The organism is Chloroflexota bacterium (genome assembly GCA_016887485.1).
Lineage (GTDB): Bacteria > Chloroflexota > Anaerolineae > Anaerolineales > Anaerolineaceae > Brevifilum.
The window spans coordinates 605,610-627,449 of record CP069394.1 but is presented as its reverse complement, the minus strand read 5'-3'; the positions used below and the strand labels follow the sequence as shown (position 1 = coordinate 627,449).

Annotated in this window: 14 protein-coding genes and 2 riboswitches; of the genes, 13 read left to right on the top strand and 1 reads right to left on the bottom strand. The window is 52.0% G+C overall.

Annotation, left to right across the window (positions count from 1 at the left end; translation table 11 throughout):
• Positions 1-37: 37 nt before the first annotated feature.
• On the bottom strand, positions 38-1,375 hold the full coding sequence (gene trmFO, locus JR338_02890; protein ID QRN83718.1) for a methylenetetrahydrofolate--tRNA-(uracil(54)-C(5))-methyltransferase (FADH(2)-oxidizing) TrmFO: 1,338 nt from the start codon (positions 1,373-1,375) through the stop codon (positions 38-40).
• A gap of 131 nt (positions 1,376-1,506) precedes the next feature.
• Here trmFO and JR338_02885 point away from each other — a divergent pair, with 131 nt between their 5' ends.
• From JR338_02885 to JR338_02825, 13 genes are all read left to right on the top strand, one after another.
• Entirely contained in the window at positions 1,507-2,943 is a 1,437-nt protein-coding gene (locus tag JR338_02885; GenBank protein ID QRN83717.1) for a hypothetical protein, read from the top strand.
• A 31-nt stretch (positions 2,944-2,974) separates the two neighbouring features.
• Entirely contained in the window at positions 2,975-4,900 is a 1,926-nt protein-coding gene (locus JR338_02880) for a PAS domain-containing protein (protein ID QRN83716.1), read from the top strand.
• An 8-nt stretch (positions 4,901-4,908) separates the two neighbouring features.
• Positions 4,909-6,081, top strand: coding sequence for a sigma-54-dependent Fis family transcriptional regulator (locus JR338_02875; GenBank protein QRN83715.1), 1,173 nt, complete (start codon positions 4,909-4,911; stop codon positions 6,079-6,081).
• 65 nt (positions 6,082-6,146) lie between these two features.
• A complete protein-coding gene (locus JR338_02870) occupies positions 6,147-6,476 on the top strand; it encodes a hypothetical protein (protein ID QRN83714.1) in 330 nt (109 codons plus the stop codon).
• Between the two features lie 35 nt (positions 6,477-6,511).
• The gene (locus JR338_02865) at positions 6,512-11,905 is read left to right on the top strand and encodes a tetratricopeptide repeat protein (protein ID QRN83713.1); all 5,394 of its coding nucleotides are present in this window, start codon (positions 6,512-6,514) and stop codon (positions 11,903-11,905) included.
• Between the two features lie 2 nt (positions 11,906-11,907).
• Entirely contained in the window at positions 11,908-14,547 is a 2,640-nt protein-coding gene (locus JR338_02860) for a hypothetical protein (GenBank protein ID QRN83712.1), read from the top strand.
• Positions 14,548-14,704: 157 nt separating this feature from the next.
• Positions 14,705-14,823, top strand: a riboswitch (molybdenum cofactor riboswitch).
• A gap of 63 nt (positions 14,824-14,886) precedes the next feature.
• Complete coding sequence (locus JR338_02855) at positions 14,887-16,263, top strand: ECF transporter S component (protein ID QRN83711.1); 1,377 nt, start codon at positions 14,887-14,889, stop codon at positions 16,261-16,263.
• 3 nt (positions 16,264-16,266) lie between these two features.
• The gene (locus JR338_02850; GenBank protein ID QRN83710.1) at positions 16,267-17,772 is read left to right on the top strand and encodes an ATP-binding cassette domain-containing protein; all 1,506 of its coding nucleotides are present in this window, start codon (positions 16,267-16,269) and stop codon (positions 17,770-17,772) included.
• The gene (locus JR338_02845) at positions 17,765-18,541 is read left to right on the top strand and encodes an energy-coupling factor transporter transmembrane protein EcfT (GenBank protein ID QRN83709.1); all 777 of its coding nucleotides are present in this window, start codon (positions 17,765-17,767) and stop codon (positions 18,539-18,541) included. The genes JR338_02850 and JR338_02845 overlap by 8 nt, the downstream gene beginning before the upstream one ends.
• A gap of 5 nt (positions 18,542-18,546) precedes the next feature.
• Positions 18,547-19,464 (top strand): hypothetical protein, encoded by a 918-nt coding sequence (locus JR338_02840; protein ID QRN83708.1) that lies wholly within the window; start codon positions 18,547-18,549, stop codon positions 19,462-19,464.
• A gap of 3 nt (positions 19,465-19,467) precedes the next feature.
• Entirely contained in the window at positions 19,468-20,598 is a 1,131-nt protein-coding gene (locus JR338_02835; GenBank protein QRN83707.1) for an alkaline phosphatase family protein, read from the top strand.
• Between the two features lie 12 nt (positions 20,599-20,610).
• Positions 20,611-21,093, top strand: a complete 483-nt coding sequence (locus JR338_02830; protein QRN83706.1) for a molybdopterin-dependent oxidoreductase — start codon at positions 20,611-20,613, stop codon at positions 21,091-21,093.
• Positions 21,094-21,126: 33 nt separating this feature from the next.
• Positions 21,127-21,546 carry a hypothetical protein gene (locus JR338_02825; GenBank protein ID QRN83705.1) on the top strand — a complete coding sequence of 140 codons (420 nt, stop codon included), beginning with the start codon at positions 21,127-21,129 and terminating at the stop codon, positions 21,544-21,546.
• 96 nt (positions 21,547-21,642) lie between these two features.
• Positions 21,643-21,783, top strand: a riboswitch (cobalamin riboswitch).
• Positions 21,784-21,840 lie beyond the last annotated feature (57 nt).

Below are 21,840 nucleotides of genomic sequence, written 5' to 3'. Positions count from 1 at the left end.
CCATTTTCTGCCCTCTATCTGGCAAGATTGATTGATCTCAACCTGATTGCAAAAACGCCTCGAGATCTTCTAAGGCCCTTTCACTGTAATAGGCATACCGATCCCGCTTGGAGCGGAGGACGCCATCAGTGGGTTTGGGTAATAAACCAAACATCGCCTTGGTGGGTTGGTAGTCCTTCAGGTCGGCATGAACTACATAGTGGAGCAACGCGCCAGTCATTGTTGTCAGCGGCAGTTCCAATGGCGCTTCACCCTTGATCCATCTCGCCGCATTGATGCCGGTGACCAGACCGGAGGCGACATTTCCAGCGTAACCTTCCACTCCGGCCAATTGACCGGCAGCGAACAGCCCCGGACGGCTCTTAAATTCATATTGATCGTTCAACAGCAAGGGTGCCGCGATGAACGTATTACGATGCATTTGACCATAGCGCTCAAAGGTAGCATTTTCCAGCCCGGGAATCATCCGAAAGACCCGCTGCTGTTCCGGGAAGGTCAAATTGGTTTGAAATCCCACCAGGTTATAAAGGTCCCCGGCCAGGTTGTCTTGCCGGAGCTGCACCACTGCAAAAGGTCGTTGGTGAGTGCGCGGGTCGAATAATCCCACCGGACGCATTGGGCCAAAAGCCAAGGAGCGTTCCCCCTGGCCACTGATCACCTCCACCGGTTGGCATCCCTGGAAGTAATTTTCCTTTCCGGCGTCCACCCCACCTTCAATAGCCGATTCAAATCCCCGCAATTCAATCCGCTCTGCGGTTAGCAGTGCCTCTCGAAACCGAAGGTATTCTTCTTTGGTAAATGGGCAATTTAGATAATCGCCGATATCCTCATCGCGGTCATATCTATTCGCCCGAAAGGCGATCGACATGTCAATGGATTCACGGTGCACGATTGGGGCAATGGCGTCATAGAAATAAAGCTGATCCTCGCCAGTGAGGGCCTTCAAGGATTCCGACATCTTGGGCGAGGTCAGCGGTCCGGTGGCCAGCATCGCTGGGCTCTCAGGTATCTCTGTAAGTTCCTGCCGGATCAAGCGGATTCGGGGATGGTTTTCGATCTTGTTTTGAATGAAATCTGAAAAACGCTGCCGGTCTACGGCCAAAGCGCCTCCCGCTGGTACTGAACTTGCATCAGCACAGGAAATCAACATGGACCCAAGCAAACGTAGTTCCGCCTTCAACAAGCCGGCAGCCCGACCCAGGAGATTTGAGCCCAGGGAATTGGAACACACCAATTCACCCAGGTCCCCAGTCCGATGAGCGCCCGTTGATTTTTCGGGTCGCATTTCATAGAGCTCTACGTCAATGTCGCGCTCTGCCGCCTGCCAGGCAGCCTCACATCCGGCTAACCCACCGCCGATTACCTTTAATGTCATTCTGTTGACCTCGTGTTTTAGGATAGCCGGATTTTACCACTTTCACCTGCCTTTCAACCAACCAAATTTTCCTGGCATAGTTCTTGCAACTTATAGCCTGTCCGTATATAATACATTCAGGAGACAGGAAAATGAAACTCAGTCATTCGCAAGGCCAACTGCAAACGCAAAGCCCACTCACGTCTGCTCACATTGCCCAAACAATGACTCTTCTTTATATGACATCAGCGGAGTTACTCCAGACCATTGATGTCGAACTCTCCAAGAATCCTGCCCTGGAAGCCATTCCCGAACGGCGCTGTCCGATGTGCAACAGGAAATTACCCGCCACCGGACCCTGCCCTGTCTGCAGTCAGCCCAAAACAATGGACCCCGATGAGACGATCATCTTCGTCTCTCCCCGTGATGACTTTTATTCCTATAACGGAACCTCCAGCACTTCATTTGACACCGACCGCCCAGAAGAGCCATTTTCCTCGGAAAACCTTGACCTGCCAACCTATGTCCTGACTCAGGTGGCGCCGGAACTGGAAAAAGATGAACGTGCATTAGCAGCCATGATCCTCACAAATCTGAATGAGGACGGCTTCCTTGCCATTGATATTCGAGAAATCTGCCGCTTCCACCATGTCACCCCCGAAAAGGTTGAAGTGGTCCTCAAGAAGATCATGCGCTGTGACCCACTGGGCGTTGGCGCTCGGAACGTCCAGGAGGCCCTCCTGGCACAGGTGGAATTCCTCTCTGAGAGCACCCAGGTGCCGGAATTCGTCCGCCGGGCTATTGTCGATGAATTTGACCTGCTCTCCAAGCATCAATACGGCGATCTGGCGAAGAAACTGGGGACAACCACCCAAAAGATCAAATTAGTGTCGCATTATATCAGCGACAACCTGAACCCCTTCCCCGCCCGGGCGAACTGGGGCACTTTCCGCCAGCCGAATGACAACACACCCGAAGTTTTCCATCAACCGGATGTGATGATCTATTACCTCAATAATAAGCCGGGCAACCCCCTGGTCATTGAAATCATCACGCCCTCCCGCGGCACACTGCGCCTCAGCCCGCTCTTCAAGAAAGCACTCAAGGAGCAGGACGGCGAGCAGGCGGAAGAATGGAAGAAAGACCTCGACAAAGCCACTTTGCTGATCAAATGCATCCAGCAGCGAAACAACACCATGCGCCAATTGATGGAACAATTGGCAGCGATTCAGAAATCATATATAATCCATGGAGATGTCCACCTCCAATCCCTGACTCGGGCAGAAATTGCCGACACACTTAGCGTCCATGAATCGACCATCTCTCGGGCTGTTGCCAATAAAACTGTGCAGCTCCCCAATAAGAAGATCATCCCCATGGCCACCTTCTTTGACCGCAGTCTGGCTGTCAGGGCGATCTTACGCAGTATCGTTGAAAATGAAAACCATGCCATGAACGACACCGAACTTTGCGCCTCGCTGGAAGAACGCGGGATCAACGTTGCCCGCCGCACAGTCGCAAAATATCGGTCGATGGAAGGCATTTTGCCCGCCCATCTACGTAAACTGGAGAAATTCGCAACCGCCTGAGTATGATGTGAGCCAAAATCTATCCGATTTTTTGACTGATTTCCCATTTTCTCGATCCGAGGGGATCGAAAGTATCCTCACCTTATTAAATTTAATTTCAGACCCTGCCGTGATCTATGACCGCGGCCAGAAGCACATTCTGGCGGCCAATAATGCTTTCTACCTGCTCACAAATCTGGAAGAAAGCGAATTCATCGGCAGGGATATCCATGCCATCCTGCCCAACATCACCGACACGCACCCCACCACCGGTCACGGACAGGTTTCCCGGCTGCGACACAAACGCCAGCCATCAATCCCGGTTGAGATCCGGCTCTTTTCACTCTCGAAATCGACAGAAGCCGTGTTGATGCTCTTTCATCCTGAAGGCCTAACCTTCGAATCGCCCCTAAAGAGTGCCGATCAACGGGACCTGGTTCAGAAATTCCACACCTTGATCCAATCCAGACTGCAGGAGAATATCAAATCCGCTCTGGCACAGGTCTTGGAGACCTCCAATGACCTGCTAAGCGCGGATCTGGTCTGCATTTATAAAGCCAGCAGTTCCGCCCCTCAACTGGTGCAATACGTCGCCAGCGATGACGTCCTGGCCGCCACTCTGCCTAATGTCCTGACCAGTGAAGACTTGGCAATTGGACAGGAGCCCACGCTCTGGACGGAAAATGACCTGGCGGTCAGTCAGCTGCAAAAGACTGCCGCCAGCGCAGGGTATCAATTCTTGGTTGTTGTGCCCCTCGGTCAACAAAGCGCCAAATTCGGCTTGTTTGTCGCCGCTGGTAAGAACAACCAGCAAAATGAGAACCTGCGGTCTATGGCCGCCCTGATCGCAGATTTCACTGCAGGCTTGATGGAAGATCAGATCGCCCTGCTGAATACCCGGGCGCTGACCAATAAGATCAAACAGGTGGTCAAAATCCAGAACGAAATCATCTCCAACCTTGAAGAAGGCATCTTGATCCTCACACCGGACCTGACTGTGGCGGAGATCAATCGGGCCGCTGAGGAGATGCTTGGCTACGCGAACGTAGAAGCCTTGCGCCAGCCAGTGGATAATATCCTGATCGGTTCAGAATCCTTCCGAGCCGCCTTCAACTCCGCCAAGGAAGGCTATCCAACCCTGCTGGCCGCGAACCTGACCCTGAACCACCGTCATGGCCGCGCCTTCCCCGCCCAGGTGATGACCACACCGGTGATCACTAATGGCAAACTGGTCTCAATCATCGTTCTAATCCGGGACGTCAGCCAGGCGGAAGCCAACCAGGCAGAAAAACGCCAACTGGAACAACGCGCCATCCTGGGAGAGGTCACTGCGATCTTCGCCCATGAGGTCCGCAACCCCCTCAACGCCATAACGCTTGCCCTGCAGGTCATCGAGGACAACCTCGAAGAAGGTGACGAGAACATCGAATGGGTTCATAAAATCCAGGAAGAAGTCGATAACCTGATTCAATTGATGGAAAGTGTGTTGGCTTTCTCCAAACCGCTGGAATACCGCATGTCCGGGGTTGACCTGACAAAAATGATCAGCCAGCTTCTAGATCGCTGGCGGACCCGTTTCATACGGGTAAACATCGCCTCCTATCTCGAATCCGAGATCGACCGCCCCATCATCGAGGGTGACCAGCGTGCGCTTGAACAGGTTTTCACCAACCTGATCAGCAACGCCGTGAACGCGATGGCGGATGACGGCGGTTACCTGAGCGTCAAGATCACTGAGCCGGATGGTGAAGCGGATCAATCGTTTTACCAGATCAACGTCGCCGATTCCGGCCCCGGCATCCCTGAGGATATCCGTGAGCATATGTTCAAGCCCTTTGTCACCGGTTCCAAGCACGGCACAGGTCTGGGCCTGGCCATCACCCAGCGCATTATCAATGCTCACAAAGGCAAGATTGAAGTTGAGAGCTTCCCGGGTGGTACAATTTTCAAAGTCTTCTTAGCTAAAAAGAAGGGTTAATACAAAATATGAGTGCAACCATTTTGGTCGTTGATGATGTCGATACCGCCCGTGAAGCGATGGCCAAGAGCCTTCGCAAAGATGGATATGAAGTTTTGGAAGCCAGCACTCTCAGTGAAGCGAGAGCCGCCCTTGAACAAAACCAGGCAGATATTTGCGTATTAGACATCAAACTTCCGGATGGTAACGGTTTGCAACTCATGGACGATCTGGCCCACGAAGCCTGGCAACCCAAGTTCATTGTCATCACAGCCTATGGCGAAATTGACATCGCCGTGGATGCCATGAAAAAAGGCGCGGTAGATTTCCTAACCAAGCCGCTCAACATGAAAACTCTCAAGCAATCCATAAAACGGGCGGAAGAAATCGTCTCCATGCGGCGTGAATTGAATCACCTGCGCAGCGCTCAGACTTCCTCCTTCGTGATGGGCAAGTCCCAACGGATGAAAGCGCTCTATAACCTGGCCCAACGGGCAGCCGACACTTCCGTCTCGATCCTGATCACCGGCGAATCCGGTACAGGCAAGGAAGTGATGGCGAATTTCGTCCACCAGGCAGGCCCGCGCCAACAGAAACCCTTCATTGCGGTAAATAGTGCAGCCATTGCCAACACCATGATGGAATCCGAGCTCTTCGGCCATGAAGCCAACGCCTTTACCGGCGCTGCCAACAAGCGAAAACTCGGTCTGATGGAAGTCGCTGACACAGGCATACTCTTCCTGGATGAAATCTCAACCATGCCGATTGATATGCAGGCCAAACTACTCCGGGCCATTGAAGAACGTGCCTTCCGCCGGGTCGGCGGCACCACCCTGATCAGGGTGGACGTGCAGATCATCGCCGCTTCTAACCGCAACCTCAAAGAAGCCATCAAAGCCGGCGAATTCCGGGAGGACCTGTATTATCGCCTGAAGGTTGTAGATCTGGATATTCCCCCCTTGCGCAAACGCCCGGAAGACATTCCTGAATTGGTCGGCTTGCTGATGCGCCAGACCAATATGTCTATGGGAACCAACGTGCAGGAAGTCACCCCCCGCGCCATGGAAGCCATCAAAGCCTACGATTGGCCTGGCAATATCCGTGAGCTCCGCCACCTACTCGAACGCGCCATCGTCTTCTGTGACGAACCAGCAATTGATCTCAAGCATCTCCCTCCCGAGATCGCAGGAGAAAATTCCTAAGAAAAACAACCTGGCACAGATCTTGCTACTACACCTCCAGAGACTACATTTCAGGAGGTGTTTTGATGTTTACATCAGCATTCGATTTCCAAATCACTATGGCGACAGTCCTTTTCCTTATTGGGCTGATCTGCATAGCGCTTAGTATTTTTATCCTGACCCGTCAGGCTGTTGGCCGGGATATCCAAACCATTGCTACCCAGACGACTAAGTTGGCCGAAAAAGGTATTACGGACAACATCGCCGGTCTGGTTGGCAATGCATCTTCATTGATTAATGCCCTCCATGACCTATCCAAATCCAATACTGGGATTGGGATTTTCCTGGTCTTCCTTGGAATCGCTCTTCTCACCACAGCTTATTTCATTTCAAGGAACCTCGGAATCACAATCTAATTTGTTCCACCCTGACCTGAGAATTGGATTTAATCATGGCTATAGAGGTATTGCTCGATTTAATTAGAAAGCGTTTTGCTCCCGCTGACCGTAAGATCGTTGCGGAGAGCCTCCAGCAGGATCCCCTAATCTGGGAATTGGCTCAGGATACCGGCACCAGCCTGCCGATCTTTGAATCCACTGATGGCACCCGGGACGGTTTCGCCCCTGCTGCGGTGATCAATGCGTTGATCAAAGAGAAATTCGGTTTGGCTCTCACTGCTCTTTCGGACCCGGAAACGGTCATCCCCAACGAATTGACAGCTGAGGCTACCAAGGTGTTCGAATCAACTCTGAATACCGGACTAGCCCCCACTGATGCTCTCTCCGCAGGCATGCTGACCTTCGCCCTGCTCAAGGAATACAGTGCGAATGACAGCTGGCAGGGAATCGCCAATAAAATCCTGGTCAAGCAAGGCACCCGTGGTATTGAGAAGAATATCCAAATCTGGCAAACCCCTGCGACTTGCCTTTATGCGCTTAATCCCGATTTCGATGGCTTTATCACCGAATTTATGCAGGAAAACAACCTGGCAGCCGCAAAGACCGGTCTGGGCTTGTTCATCCATGCTCTCCTGAGCAATCCAATCCCTCATACGGAAAAACTCGACCACCTATATGTCCATGTTTCCAGTGCTGGGATTGATCTCCAATTGGAAGCGCTCAAAGACCTGCAAAAAGCTGAGAAAAGTCAAATGGCGCAATTACTCGCCTCCAGCCTGTTGCAGACCCGCTCCACAGCGGACTTCATGGCCCGCACTTATTCCGAACTGGAAGCTTTCCAGACACCATCGGATCGGATTGATCCCCTGGAAAAATCCGTTCGGATGGATCTGGCAGAAGATTTGAGCAAGGTTGCCGCCCTGCTACACTACGCCGGCAACGAGATCAAATCTTCTGAGGCTTATGCCAGCGCCAGCGGCATCCTCTCCTTCATCCAAACCCAGGCGCAATATCAGGCCATCGCCGGAAAATCCGGCCCAGAAGCCAAAGCTGCCTGGCAGAAAATTATTGAGGCCGAACCCAAATCACAACTCGCCCGACTGCAATACAGTCATTTCCTGGTCGAGCAATGTGATTTTGAAGAAGCCAAACAGCAATTATCTCAAATTTCCGATAGCCCCCAAAAGAGCTATCTCACCGCTCAAATCAACCAGACCCATGCCAAGGGAATGGATCAGCAGGTCATGCTAAACCTGTCTGCCCCTGCTCGCAAATCGCCTAGCCCGAACTTCTTTGTTCACGATCTTGCTCTGGACTGTGATGACGAAATCCTGCGCTCCGCATTAGCCAACGAAGATATCAAAATCGCCAATGCCAAATGGCCTTTCCATTTCTCCAATCTGAAACAGATCAAGCTTATGCGGGATTGGTTCAGTAAATCGCAGCAATACGAGAAAGCCATCGAACTGACCTCTTATCTGGAGTTGGTGGAGCCTGAAGCGCAAGAGCACCGCAAGGTGTTAGCTCGCCTCTATGGTAAAGCCCAGCAATGGCACAAGGCTTTTACTGCTATTCAGGATATTGTCAAATCCGAGGTCAATCCTGTAACGAGTGATTTGCTGCTGTTCGCCGAATCAGCCCTGCATACCAAGCAGACTGATCTGGCTATATCCATCTGCCAGAATGTACTCAAAGACCACCCTACTCAACCCAATGCGCTGATCCTGTTAGGTGAAGGCTTCTGGCAAAAAGGTGACACCGTCAAAGCCATTCAGCACATGGAAGAAGTGGTCGAAACCATCCCCGAAGAGGCCGCCACCTGGCTGGCCCTGGCGCAGATCTGGCAGGAGAATGACCAAACGGATAAGACGATGGAAGTCCTGCAAAAAGGCGTCGTCGCCATTCCGGATAGCCCCGAACTGCTCCGTGAACTCGGTAAGCTGATGCTTGAAAAACAAAGCCCCGCCGATGCCATCTCTTATCTCAAAAAAGCCCATGATCTCGACGGCCACAATCCCGAAGGCCAGTTCTACTTGGCACGGGCCAGCTACAAGCTGGGGCGTTACGATGAGGCCTGGGCACTGCTTGAACCCCATATCGCTGATTATGAGCATAAACCTGCTGTGGCAAAGCTTCTGGGTCATGTCCTTTTGGCCATGAAACAAGCACCGGCAGCCAAGCCAATTCTGCTCTTTGCCTCCGAAAATTATCCCAATGATCGGGACACGGTGCTCTCTGCTGCAAAAGTTGTAATTGCGGAAGCTGAGACCGCCTCACCTGAAATCAATCAAGTCGAACTCTCCCAACTGCGGGGCATTCTTTCCACCTACCTGGCCGCCAATGGACCCGATACGCAGGTCAAACTGAACCTGGCGGACGTTGAACGTCTGCTGGGTGAAAGCCAACTCGCTTTTGATACTTATCTGGATGTTTCCAAACAGATCCATCCTGCAAAATCACGGGCCACCTGGCAGCTCCAATATGGCCTGGGTAAAACCGCCCTGGCTATGGGCAAAGTTGAAATGGCCGTCGCCACATTGCAGGAAGCTGCCGGTCAGCAGCCCGAAAACACCACCATCCTTCACGCCCTGGCCAAGGCCTATCAGGTTTCCGAATTGGACGGCAAAGCCAGCGACACGGCCATCCTGGCCCTCAAACTGGCCCCTCAGGACCTCGACAACATTCTCTGGTATGCCAAGTTCCGGTTGGATGCTGGCAAGCCTGAGGAGGCCGTCAAAACCCTCAAAGAAGCCCTGATCCTCCAGCCCAATCTACCGGCATTGAAGCTCTGGCTCTCCCGTGCTCATCTGGCACTGGGTGAAATGGACGCCGCCGAAAACAAACTGATGAGTGTCATCAACAGTGCGGATGTTAGCCCTGAGGAACTCCAGGATGCTGCTTATCAGAGCATCCGGTTGAACAATTTCGATCTGGCAATCAAAGCCTTAGAAAAGGCCATCCAAAATGCCAGCAACTTCTCCCCCCTGATGGTCATGGACCTGGCCGCTGCCTACACATCCCAGAACCAACGCCGGGAAGCACTGGCAACTCTGGACCTGGATGTCGAAACAATCCTCCAGTATCCCGAACTGGCGCTGCTCAAAGCGGACATTCTGGATTATCTCGGCCAGTATCAGCCAGCCCTGACCAGCCTCCAGCTTATCGAATCGATTGCTGAAACCAAATTGGACAGTAATGTTGACCGGCTGAAAGCCTATTCGAAATCCCCCCTCCTCTACCCGGTGGATTTCTCGATGGCTGGTTACGATTATCGCCTCGGGCAGCTCTACCGTGCATTGGGAAACAACGAGAAAGCCCTCGCTCATTTGGACGCGGCTCTGGAGCGTAATCCTAAGAATTTGAAGATCCGTTTAGCTTGCGCTGAAACACGGTCGCTAAATATGGCCTTCCATTCAGCGCTGGACCTCCTGAGTGAGCTGAATGTCGAACAAAAAGACCAGGACAGCATTGACATCGCTTGTTTGAAATCCGAGTTGATGGCTTTCCTGACATCTCCCAATCCCTCATTCGATCAGGCCCAGCAATTCACGACCGGACTGGTCACCTACCCCCGGTTGCTGGCCCTGCAAAGCCGGATTGCCGCCTCGATGGGTGAGTTGGAAGTAGCTCGCACCTATCTGGATGAAGCTTATAAAGCCTTCTTCCAGAACACCAATGCTACCCCATCGGTGAACGTGGCAAATATCAGCCGCCGTCAGATGACCTTGATTGGGATGGCTGAAGCCGCTCTGGATCTCAAGGATATGGCCCTCGCCGTGAAACTCTATCAGCAAGCCGCTGCCATCCTGCCCGACCAGCCCCTGGCTAATTGGCGTTATGCCAACAGCCTGGCACTCGCTGCTGAAGAACAACGCAAAGTCGAAATCCTCTCCATCACAGCCCATGCCCCTGGCAGTGAATTCGTGAGCGGCGCAAATCAGGCTCAGTTCAACATATTGATTGAGAAAGTGAAAAATACGCTCGATCAAAATGACTGGGTATGCCTGAAAGCCCGCGGCGCTTCCGCCTTTGAAGGCGAATGGCAGTTAATGTTGAATTATGAAACCTGTCTGGTGAGCCCGAATGCAGCAGCCGCAATGGTGATGTCCTGCGATGATGATGAAATCGTCCGCCAGGCACTAGAGACCTATCCCAATGATCCTCAGGTTCTGCAGGCTTATGGTCTCAACGCCCTGAAATATCACAAAGTGGATGCCATCCCAATGGTCGAGAAAGCCCTCGAATTTGACACCCTGAACGCCAGCAACCATGCGCTGTTAGCTTACCTCAATCAGGACAATCCTGAGATGGCGCTCAAGTCAATTGACACCGCCCTCCAGATCTGGCCCACCGAATCAGCCTGGTATGCTTACGCCGCTGAACTTGAGATGCAGACCGGCAACACCAACAACGCCTCTGCCCACATCTCGCAGGCTCTGGATGCTGACCCCAATAACGCTGATTTCTGGCTCCAATCCGCTGAAATTCGTCTGGTCTCCAATGACCTGGTGGACGCCAAAGCCGACCTTGAAAAGAGCGTTTCCTTCAAAACGCAGAACGCCGATACCTGGCTGAAACTGGCTGAGGTCAACCGCCGGATGGGTGATTTTACCGCTGCTATCCGCAACGTTCAGAACGCACAACAGCTGGACCCCGCCAATAAATCCCTGGCGATCAAAGAGGCTCAGTTGATGTTCACCAAGAAGGATTACGACAGCGCCGTGGAAAAAACCAGCCATATTCTGGAAGAAAACCCACTGGATGAAGACGCCAATGTGATCCAGGCTCAGTCCCTTGCCAAACAAGGGAAATTCGGTCAGGCCCTCCTGGTCCTCAACCAATACCTTGATAAGAACCCCGAGAACACCCGGATGCAGCTAGAAGCCCTGAAGGTCAAAAAAGCCTATGAAGGCACCGAAGCGATCCTGCCGGAACTCGTCAAACTCGCTGAGGTTCATTCGGAAGATCCCGAAGTCCTGACAGAACTGACCGACTGGCTGATCCAAACCAACCGGCTTGAAAAAGCGGAAAAGACCGCCAAGACCATCCTGCGGATCATCCCTGAACAGGCCAGTGTGCACTTGATGCTGGGCCGGCTGCAGCGCAAGACCGGTCAACTGGACCAGGCTATCGCCCATCTTTCAGATGCTATCGTTCACGATCCCGCTCTGGTCGAAGCATATATTGAACTGGGCAAGACCTATCAGGATCGCCGTAATCTGGAAGAAGCCATCAAGATCTTCCACCAGGCGACGGAAATTGACCCCAATGATCCCAAGCCCTTCTATCACTCCGCAATGGCGCTCAAGGAATGCAAAGACTACTCCGGTGCCGAAGCCATGCTGAAACAAGCCAAATCCCTGGCCCCCGATGATTCCGAGATCATCCGTCAGTTAGGTGTCATCACCGCCATGAACTTAATTAATAATCTTAGAGAGACGAGATAACCATGCAAAAATCCACATCACCCCTGGATTATTTGAATGCCCTGGATCGCTATAAATTCCTGACGATCCTGAACGCCGCCAAAGAAGCCGAGGAACACCAATTCATCAAACAGGCTTGTTTGCTCTGGCTGGTCAATTACCCCGGAGACCTCTACGTTCAATTCCAACAGGCCCTGAACTATGCCAACCTGGGCATGATCGATCAGGCCGTTTCGATCCTCAACTCATTAGTCGAATTGGACCCTCAGTTCATCGAAGCTTATCAGGCATTGAACCAGATTTCCTCAAATACAGACGCGAAGGCGGAATGGGCGGCCATTCTCAGCTACCTCACCGTAGAAAACCAGCCCGAGGGTGCATTCCTTGAGTGGTTGATCCCCCTATGGGAAGCCCGCAAGGCTTATTCTTCCGGTGACTTTGATACGACCAATCAAATGGTGCATCAGTCTCTCCTGAAATCACCCGATTCCCCACTGCCATCCATTTTGCACCTCAAAGCAGCTTATAAATCACAAAACGCTGAGCTGCTCATTAATCTCTCTGAGATTTATTACCAGCAATGGCCGAACTGCCTCCAGGTGAGCATTATCAAGTCCCTGGCAGATATGAACCAGGACAAAGAATCAGAAGGCGTCGAACGTTTGCACTGGGTGGCAGCGCATGACAGCACCGGTCAGGTGATTCAGCGCTTGCTGGGTCAAAACCACCGCTTCGCGGACCTCTGGCCGGATGAGATGGAAATCTACTTTGATCTGGCTGTCCCTGCAACGGTCGCCAATGCCTTAGGCTGGAATCAGCTGGCTTCGGGCGGTGAAATCGAACCTGAACTGGAAGAGATCCCGGTTGAAGCCAAACAGGTTGCAGTAGAGAGCATTGAAGAACAGGACAAGACCAAACCAGTGATCACCGAAGTAGATGAGGCTGAGGAAGATATCGCTAAAAAGACTTTGGAAGAGATCAACCCAATGTTCGCGAAGACCCCCACCGCCGCCGATGAAGATTTTGAGGACGTGCAAAAGGTCTTCAATCGTCTGGCAAAACGGCTGAAGAACAAGGAACTGGAACGGGCGGATAATCGCTTCCCAATCTATGTCATCATGAGTTCCAAAACCCAATTGGAAAGCCAATATGGTCCCAACACCGCTGAGGTCATTGATGGCCTCCTGCAGGAACTGGCCGGCCTGATCGGCAACATGCCTGATTGGAACGCCCGGGTCTTCTATCCGGATGATCCTGCGAGCCTGTCTCAACTGGGCATCAAACCTACCGTTGCTACGGATGCCTGGAAGGTAAAGCTGAGCCTGGCTGACCTTGATCAAGCCCTGGCAATCCAGGGTGAAATGATCGGCTCCCTGCTAATCGTCGGCGGACCTGAGATCATCCCCTTCCACCAACTGCCTAATCCAACCCTGGATGATGACCTGGAAGTTGCCTCAGATAATCCTTATGGCACCATCGATGATAACTACTTCATCCCGCAGTGGCCAGTTGGCCGCCTGCCCGGTGAGGCTGGAAATGATGCCGGCCTGTTGCTTTATCAAATCCGCCAATTGATCTATCGCTACGAAAAAGGCAGCAAAAAGGGTCTGAACATTGACCTGTCCTTCAGCGCTCTGTTCGGTTGGCTCCAAAATCTGCTCGCACTCTTTGGACTCGCCAACAGCACCGATTCCACACTAGGGCTCTCAGCAGAGGTCTGGCAGGAAGCATCCGCTGGTGTCTACAACACCATCGGTAAAGCCAGAAACCTGCTGCTTTCACCGCCCACCAACACCGCGAACATTCAATTAGCCAAGAAAACCGGTCCCGATCTGGGTTACTTCAACCTCCACGGCACTCAGGATGGCCCCAATTGGTACGGACAGAAGGATTTCTCCAACGACTCCTCTGGGCCGGATTATCCCATCGCCCTCAGCCCGGAACTTTTCAGTGAGAATGTACCTTCACCGAAATACGTGTTCTCCGAAGCCTGCTACGGGGCGAACATCGCTGAAAAAGCGCACGATGAGGCCATGTCATTGAAATTCCTCGATATGGGCACCAAGGCATTCATTGGCTCCACCTGCATCGCCTATGGCTCCGTCACCATGCCGCTGATCGCCGCAGATTACCTGGCACAACTTTATTGGAAACAGGTGTTGGAAGGTGATGCAGTCGGTTACGCCCTTATGCGGGCCAAACTGACCTTTGCCCAGGAAATGACCAAGAAACAAGGCTTTCTGGATGGTGAAGATCAGAAGACCCTGCTCTCCTTCGTCCTCTATGGTGATCCACTGGCAGCTTATGAAGGTGACAGCAAGTCCACCAAACTGGTCAGGGTGAAATCGCAGCCAGCCGTCAAAGCCATCAGCGACTCCGACCTCGTTCCGACATCCGCCAATGGTGAGATGCCCAAGAAAGTCTCAGCCGGCGTCAAGGAAGTGATCGAGAAATACCTGCCTGGCCTGCAAAATGCCCAGATGAAGGTTGTCACCTCCAAGGCGGGCCAATTTGAGGGAAAGAGCAAGTCCACCAAAGATGATCGCTACTTCGTCACCCTCCAGAAGTCCATCCAGGAAAACCAGGACACAACCCATCATCATTTCGCCCGGATGACCTTTGATAAACGTGGAAAGTTGGTGAAATTCTCAACATCAAGATAACTCCTATTGTGGCTTTTTGCCTATCCTCCTGAGTAGTCCTCTCTCTAAGCCACTAGTCTCCTCAAATGCCCTCAAATCTCCTTTTGAGGGCATTCAGTTTAATCCAGCCCTTGCTCTACATCCATTTTCAACCTTATGTTAGAATAAGCCCGAGAGAAAAATATCACATCTTCGAGCCACGCTACCTAAAGCCATGCTATGGTATCCCGGCCGTTAGGGTAAGGATGGAAACGTCCTTGCCTCCCGTGTTTGGAAAGAAGATGGTCAACATCTCGCGCCATCCCATTTTGCGCGTCATGTAAAGCCGCTCCTTTCCAGAAATGCGAAGGAGCGTTTGAGTTGGAATCCCAAAGTCCCAATAAGAATAAATTCTATTTCTCCACCCGAGACCTGCTCATCATGGCTGTTCTGGCTGCCTTGGGCGGCGTGGCCAGCACCTATATCAATGCCCTCAGTGATACCGTTCAGGCTATCCTGGGCTTTGCTGGTGCCTCTCAATGGGCTGCAGGCTTACATGTGATCTGGATCGTGCTTGCTTTTGCCATCACCGGCAAACCGGGAACCGGCACCCTGACCGGCATCCTCAAAGGTGCGGTTGAGCTGATGAGCGGTAACAGCCACGGGATCATCATCCTTTTGATTGATCTGGTCGCAGGCTTGCTGGTGGATTTCGGCTTCCTGATCTTCCGCAACAAACGCAATCTCCTACCCTATCTGGTTGCAGGCGGACTGGCCTCAGGCTCCAACATTCTGGTATTCCAGATCTTCGCAACCCTGCCTTCCAATATACTCGCTGCCTCTGCCATTGGGCTGCTCTTCGTGGTCGCCTTTGCCTCCGGTTGTGTTTTTGCCGGTGTAATCCCCTCACTTCTGATCAAATCCCTAACAAAGGCCGGTGTGGTTCGGGCAGAACAGCCCACCCAGAAGAATCGCAGGATTGGCTGGTCTGTCCTGTCTGGCGTTTTTGTTATTGCCATCCTGATGACTGTCTTCCTGAAAATTCAGCTTCAGGGGCCGGAACAGATCTCCGTCAATGGGACGGTGACCGCAGCCTATGGGTTCCCAGATAGGGACGTAACAATTGAGAAAGCCACCCTCCAGATGGAATATAAGGGCGTCCTCTCCGAATACACCGGTTATCCCCTCAAAGCCATCATTGCCGCAGCTGACCCGGATCCGGACGCGGACACTTTATTGATCGAAGCAACCGATGGTTATGCTTTCCTGCTCAGTTTTGATGAACTTAACACCAACGACAACATCTTGATCGTCCAAAGCGGTTCCGGCAAGAACTCGACCTTTGATGTGGTTGGCCCGGAAAGCAGCAAAGCCTGGATTCGCGGTGTGGCCCGGCTGACGGTGATTACCTCCGATCAATTAGTTTTCCATTGTATTGATGGCAGCGAATATATCTTTGTCTCAGATGATTGGTTGTTCGAAATGGACAGCACCCAGATCGCACTCCCTGACGGTTCTGAGAAGCTCCAGGGCGTTGCTGTCTGGAAGATCGTCACTGCAGCCTTCCCCGGGCAAACCCCCATTGAGCTCCAATTCAACAACAGCGATGAAGAGATCACTTTCAGTTGGGATGAACTGGACCAAAACGATGACTTCCGCCTCTTCACTGTTATCGGTGAAGACAGCATTTCTTATGCGCTGGCGAAGATGTCCGGTGATGTCGTCTTATTCCCTGTCACTCAAATCGACATTCAATAAGCTATGGCTTTTATCGAAATCCGCGATTTTTCCTACACCTATCCGGGCAGGCAACAACCTGCCCTGGAAGGTGTTAACCTGCAAGTTGACCGGGGTCAGTTTCTGGTCATCACGGGAAAATCCGGATGCGGCAAGTCCACCCTGGCGAAAGCTCTTGCGGGCTTTCTCTTCCAGGATGACTTAGTCAACTTCTCTGGCGAAATCTGGGTCAATAAGACCGATATGACCCAGGTGCCGCTATATGCCGCCAGTGAACGGGTCGCATATGTGCAACAAAATCCCGAGGATCAGTTCTGCACTCTGACGGTCAAGGATGAAATCGCCTTTGGCCTGGAAAACCGCCAGGTAACCCCAGCGGATATCGAAACAGCGATCCAATCGGCTCTAACCGTTGTCCACGGAATAGACCTTTTGGAGCGTGATCTGGCAACACTTTCCGGTGGCGAAAAACAAAAAGTGGCGATTGCCTCCATGCTGGCCCTCTCTCCGGATGTGCTCATTCTGGATGAACCGACTTCAAACCTGGATCCGGATGCCACCCGACAGATATTTGAGACTTTGCATCTGCTGGCCGAACAACACGGTCTCACCATCATCATCATTGAACACAAACTCCTGCAGATCGTTGATCTGGATCCCCAGGTGATTGTCATGGAACAGGGCAAAATTGAGGAAGAAGAATCCATTCTCGCCTTCATGAAAAGGATGACCACTGAGTTGGAACCCCAACAACAGGAAAGCTTATCACCCAAATCAGGGGCTACTCAAGAGCCACTGCTTTCACTTTCAGATATCACTCTGTCCATTCACGACAAGACTATTCTCAACGTCATCAATCTTGACCTATATCCCGGTGAGTTCATCGGCCTGATGGGGCCGAACGGCAGTGGCAAAACCAGCCTGCTCCTGACGATCATGGGACTCATCCAGCCAACGGGAGGATCAAAATTCGGCTTCGGACAGGACCTTTCCAAACTTAAAACATCCGACCTGGTGCGCAAGATAGGTTTTATCTTCCAAAATCCCGACCACCAGCTTTTTACTGCTTCCATCTGGGAAGAAGCCCTTTTCACATTGGAAAACCTCAGGTTCTCAACGCCGAAAAAAGAGGCCGAGGCAATGTCATGGCTGGTAAAAATGGGATTGGCAGGCGAGTTGGACCGTCACCCCCAAAGCCTGAGCTACGGTGAAAAACGGCGTCTGAATTTGGTCAGCCTCATCCTGCATGACCCAAAAATCCTGCTTATTGATGAAATGTTGATTGGGCAGGACCTGGAGAACGCCAGGTTATGGATGCAGCGCCTGAAAGCCTATTGTGAACAGGGCAACACCGTCCTGCTGGTCAATCACCACCCCGGACTGACCAACCGTTATTGTGACCGGGTGATTTTCATGAATCAGGGCGAGATTCAAGTCAATGCACCTACCGCAAAAGCTTTCGAAGTAATTGCCACCCAGGGATACGGTGCCTTTATTCCCAACACCATTGCAGGAGGTCAAATTGCGTAAACTGACCTTCCAACCCGGCAACAGCTTCTTCCACCAGCTCTATCCTCTGGATAAACTTATCTGGCTCTTATTACTCTCCGCCTTGGTGCTAATCGTCACCAAAGGCTTGCTGACTTTTCTCCTAGCACTTCTTGCCTTGATATCACTGATCTGGCTCTGTCCTCAAATTTGGAAAGTGCGCGGTTTCAGGCTGGTCTTTTTCACTGGGATATTCCTCTTCGTCGTCTACCTCTTATTTGAAAAGACCGGAGTTGTGCTGTGGGATCCTGGGATCAAACACTTCAAAATCACACAAAGTGGCATCGATTCCGGCCTTCTTTTCAGCAGCCGCTTCCTCGCCATTGTGCTAATGAGTTATTTATTCATCATCACCACCAACCCTTCGGACCTGGCTTACGCCCTGATGAAAGCCGGTCTCCCCTATCGCTTCGGTTTTATGCTGATCACAGCCTTACGCCTGGCACCCATCCTCGAAGATGAAGGCCAGACGATCTATCAGGCCCAATTGGTCCGAGGTGTACGTTATGACCAGGGCAGCCTGAAACGCATCCCCTTGCTTGTGCGACAATTCATGACACCATTGCTGATCAGCGCTCTTCGGAGGGCGGATAAGCTGGTTTTCAGTATGGAAGGCCGTGGGTTCGGTCAATATCGTACCCGCACATTTCGCAATCGAGTCATCCCGAGTTATCGGGACTTGATTTTCAATCTTTTATTGGTAGCCCTTTCCACATTCATTCTCGTTGTCAACTATGGAGGAAGGCTATAAACCCTATGGAGACGAAACCCAAACCCTGGATACTCTTTCTTGCCATCGGCCTTGTATTGGCCCTGGCAGTGATCGTCCTGATCCTGATCACAACCAAACCGATGCCAGTGGCTCTGATTAAGGAATTTTCCTTTGGCGCCCTCTGGGAAGAAGGCGTCAAAATGAACGAGTGCGCAGAATGCCATGATGGCGCTGAATTCCACGACTGCACGACATGCCACGATGATCACGGCGCTGTTGAAATGGCAGGTATCCAGTTCTATGCAGTGATTGATCTGACCGGCGATGTCCCCGATCCTTCCTTCATCCGGATTAATGAGGTCCTGCCCAATCAGGAAAATGCCGGCACCCATATTACAGTGCAGGATTTACTCGCCCAGAACGGCGTTGAAGAATATGAATCCGTCACCTTCATCACCAATGACGGCGGCGAAACCACAATCGAATCCGAATATATCGATGAAACCGCCATGTTGGTGCCCTATGTGGACGGTGTTCGGTTTGCCTCTGAAACCCTTCACGCTTCAAGCTGGCTGAAAGGCATCACCCGGATTGTTGTCGTGGGTGTCGATACACCACTCACCATTGACAGCAACAAAACCTCTATTGGCCGCCTTTTGATCGGTGCAACCGTCCGGCTGCCCGTGGAAAGCACCGATGTGATGCTTGCGGATGATGAAGGCAACCTGAGCCATGCCACCACCGCCAATTGGATCGAAGGTGCGCTGCTGGCTCCCCTGCTGGTTAACGCCAACCCTGAGTCCATCACGGTCACCGATAGCCACGGTGAGACCATTGAACTTTCGGGTGATGAAATTGAAGGCGCTGTCCTCGCCATGGATCACGACTCCATCACCCTCGTCCTGCCAGCCCGCGGCAGAAGTGCCTGGCTGGTGGATATCACCTCAATAGAATCGAATTAATTTATGCCTACACGAAAGAAATTACTCCTCCCCATACTGATCCTGCTCCTTTTCATTGGCACAGCATGCCAAGCGACGTGGGCGATTACCATCAATGAAAACTCGGACGCAGTTAGCTCAATTACGGCCGATAATGTAGCCTTCTACATCGACACCTCCGACGAAGAGATCCAAACCGTCCCCCTCGGTCAGTTCTTCTTTGATAATGGCTTTACCCTGATTGACCAGATCACTTTGACCATGGAAAATACCGAGTCCCTGACCTTCATCTGGGATGAGATTGCAGAAGAAACCACTCTCTCCCCCAACGGCACGTTGACCATCGGTGAGGTCGCCTATCAGCCCACCTCGATTGAGGTGACTCCGTCAAAGAGACTGTCGGGGGTTGATCTCTCGATTCTCGACATCAGCCCAACCGTTTTGTCAGCCCTGGGTCTCCCCAGCTTGCCAGAAGCGCATGGCCAACCCCAGCTCACTACTTCTGCCCAACAGGTGGTCATCATCCTCACGGATGGCACTCAATACGACAAACTCCAATCCATGGTCGCTGCCGGAGAGCAGCCCTTCTTCGCCAGCCAGGACAAGATCAATTGTGGCATAAGCATCTACCCCCCAATTACCACATCCGCTTCGGCTGCTTTATTCACCAGCACCATTGCGGCCAATAACGGTGTTTATGGCTACGGCTACCGCTCAACAGAATTGACCACCCTATTTGATATCGTCACGGATAACGGAAAAATGGCAATAGCGGTTGAAGGTGCCAGCCTGCCTTTCAACCTTCGCAATGCTGAAGTGATCCTAAGCGGAGACCGGGATAATAACGGCTGGTCCGATGACAACGTTTATCTGAACGCAATGGAAGTGATCCAGAATAACCTGCCGCACCTGCTGTATATCCATTTCCATGAAATTGATGACATGGGTCATGAATATGGCGATAATTCACCCGAATACGAGACTGCCCTGATCCGGGTCGATGGATACATCGCCGATATTGTTGATATGTTACCAAGTGACACCCTCATCATCATTCTGGCCGATCACGGCATGCACACAACCGCAGATGGCGGTAACCACGGTACGCTTACAGCCGCTGATATGCTCATACCTGTTACATTCATCCAAAAATAAGGAGGAAGAATAATGTTAAAAAGTACCAAGAAATTTACCTGGATCCTGCTCTTCGTCATTCCATTGCTGCTCTCCGCGTGCAACAGTGTGCCTAATGTCGATTGGACCCTGAAAATTAGTGGAGAGGTCACCAATCCCCTGACCCTCTCCTATGCAGACCTGGCGGCTATGGATTTTGTGAGTCTGGACGACGTCCTGATGGAAAAATCACGTGGCGAAGATGAAGTCCGCTCATTCAGCGGCGTTGATCTGGCAACCTTACTCGAAGAAGCCGGTGCACCTGCAGATTACAGCACCCTCACAGCCATTGCTGCTGATGGTTATGCCATCGAAATCTCCAAAGACGAAGCGGTTAATGGCATTGTTGCCATAAAGCAGGGCGGCGCATGGATCACCGAAGCTGATCCGGATGCCGGCCCAATCCGCCTGGTCTTCCCGACCACCCCCGCCAATCGCTGGGTGTTCCAGATCACGGAAATTATCGTCAATCCGTAATAAAAAAAACAAAGTATTTTTAAAGGAATAACCATGAAGAAGACAACCTTAATTACAACCCTGCTCGTTTTGATCGCCCTGATCACCGCCTGCACCCCTCAAGCCCAGGCCACCGAAGAAGCCGCCATCCTGACCGTAAACGAAGCTTCCTACACCCAGAGCGGCCTCGAAGCCCTCGGCACCACTTCTGTGGACTACACCGGCAAAGACGGCGTTGTCACCACCTATGAAGGTGTGCTGCTTTCCGCCCTTCTCTCAGACGCTGGCGCTGCTTCCGGCACAGAGGTCACCTTCACCGCTGCTGATGGTTACGAAGCCAGCATCACCGTCGAAGAACTGATGGCCTGCGCCAATTGTATTGTTGGTTTTGATGAAGGCAGCCTGCGCACCGTGATGCCCGACATGTCCGGCAAACTGAACGTCAAGGACCTGGTTTCAATCACGGTTCAGTAAAACAACACTTAAAAAGCACTTCAAAAGGCAGCCTGATCGATCAGGCTGCCTTTCTTATTGACAAAATACTCTGCGCCATTTAGAATGAATTTTACAAATGAAAAAGCCATAAAGGGTGCACCTATGCCCGGATGCAAGGTGCGTAAGGGGGGAAGCTGGTGCAAGTCCAGCACTGTCCCGCAACGGTAACGCCAATTTGGCGAAGTCCGATAACCCGCCCTTTATGACCCAAAAACTTCGTGGAAAGGAAAGTTGGGTATCGGCTATCGCAACACCAGCCGACTTCCCTTTCCG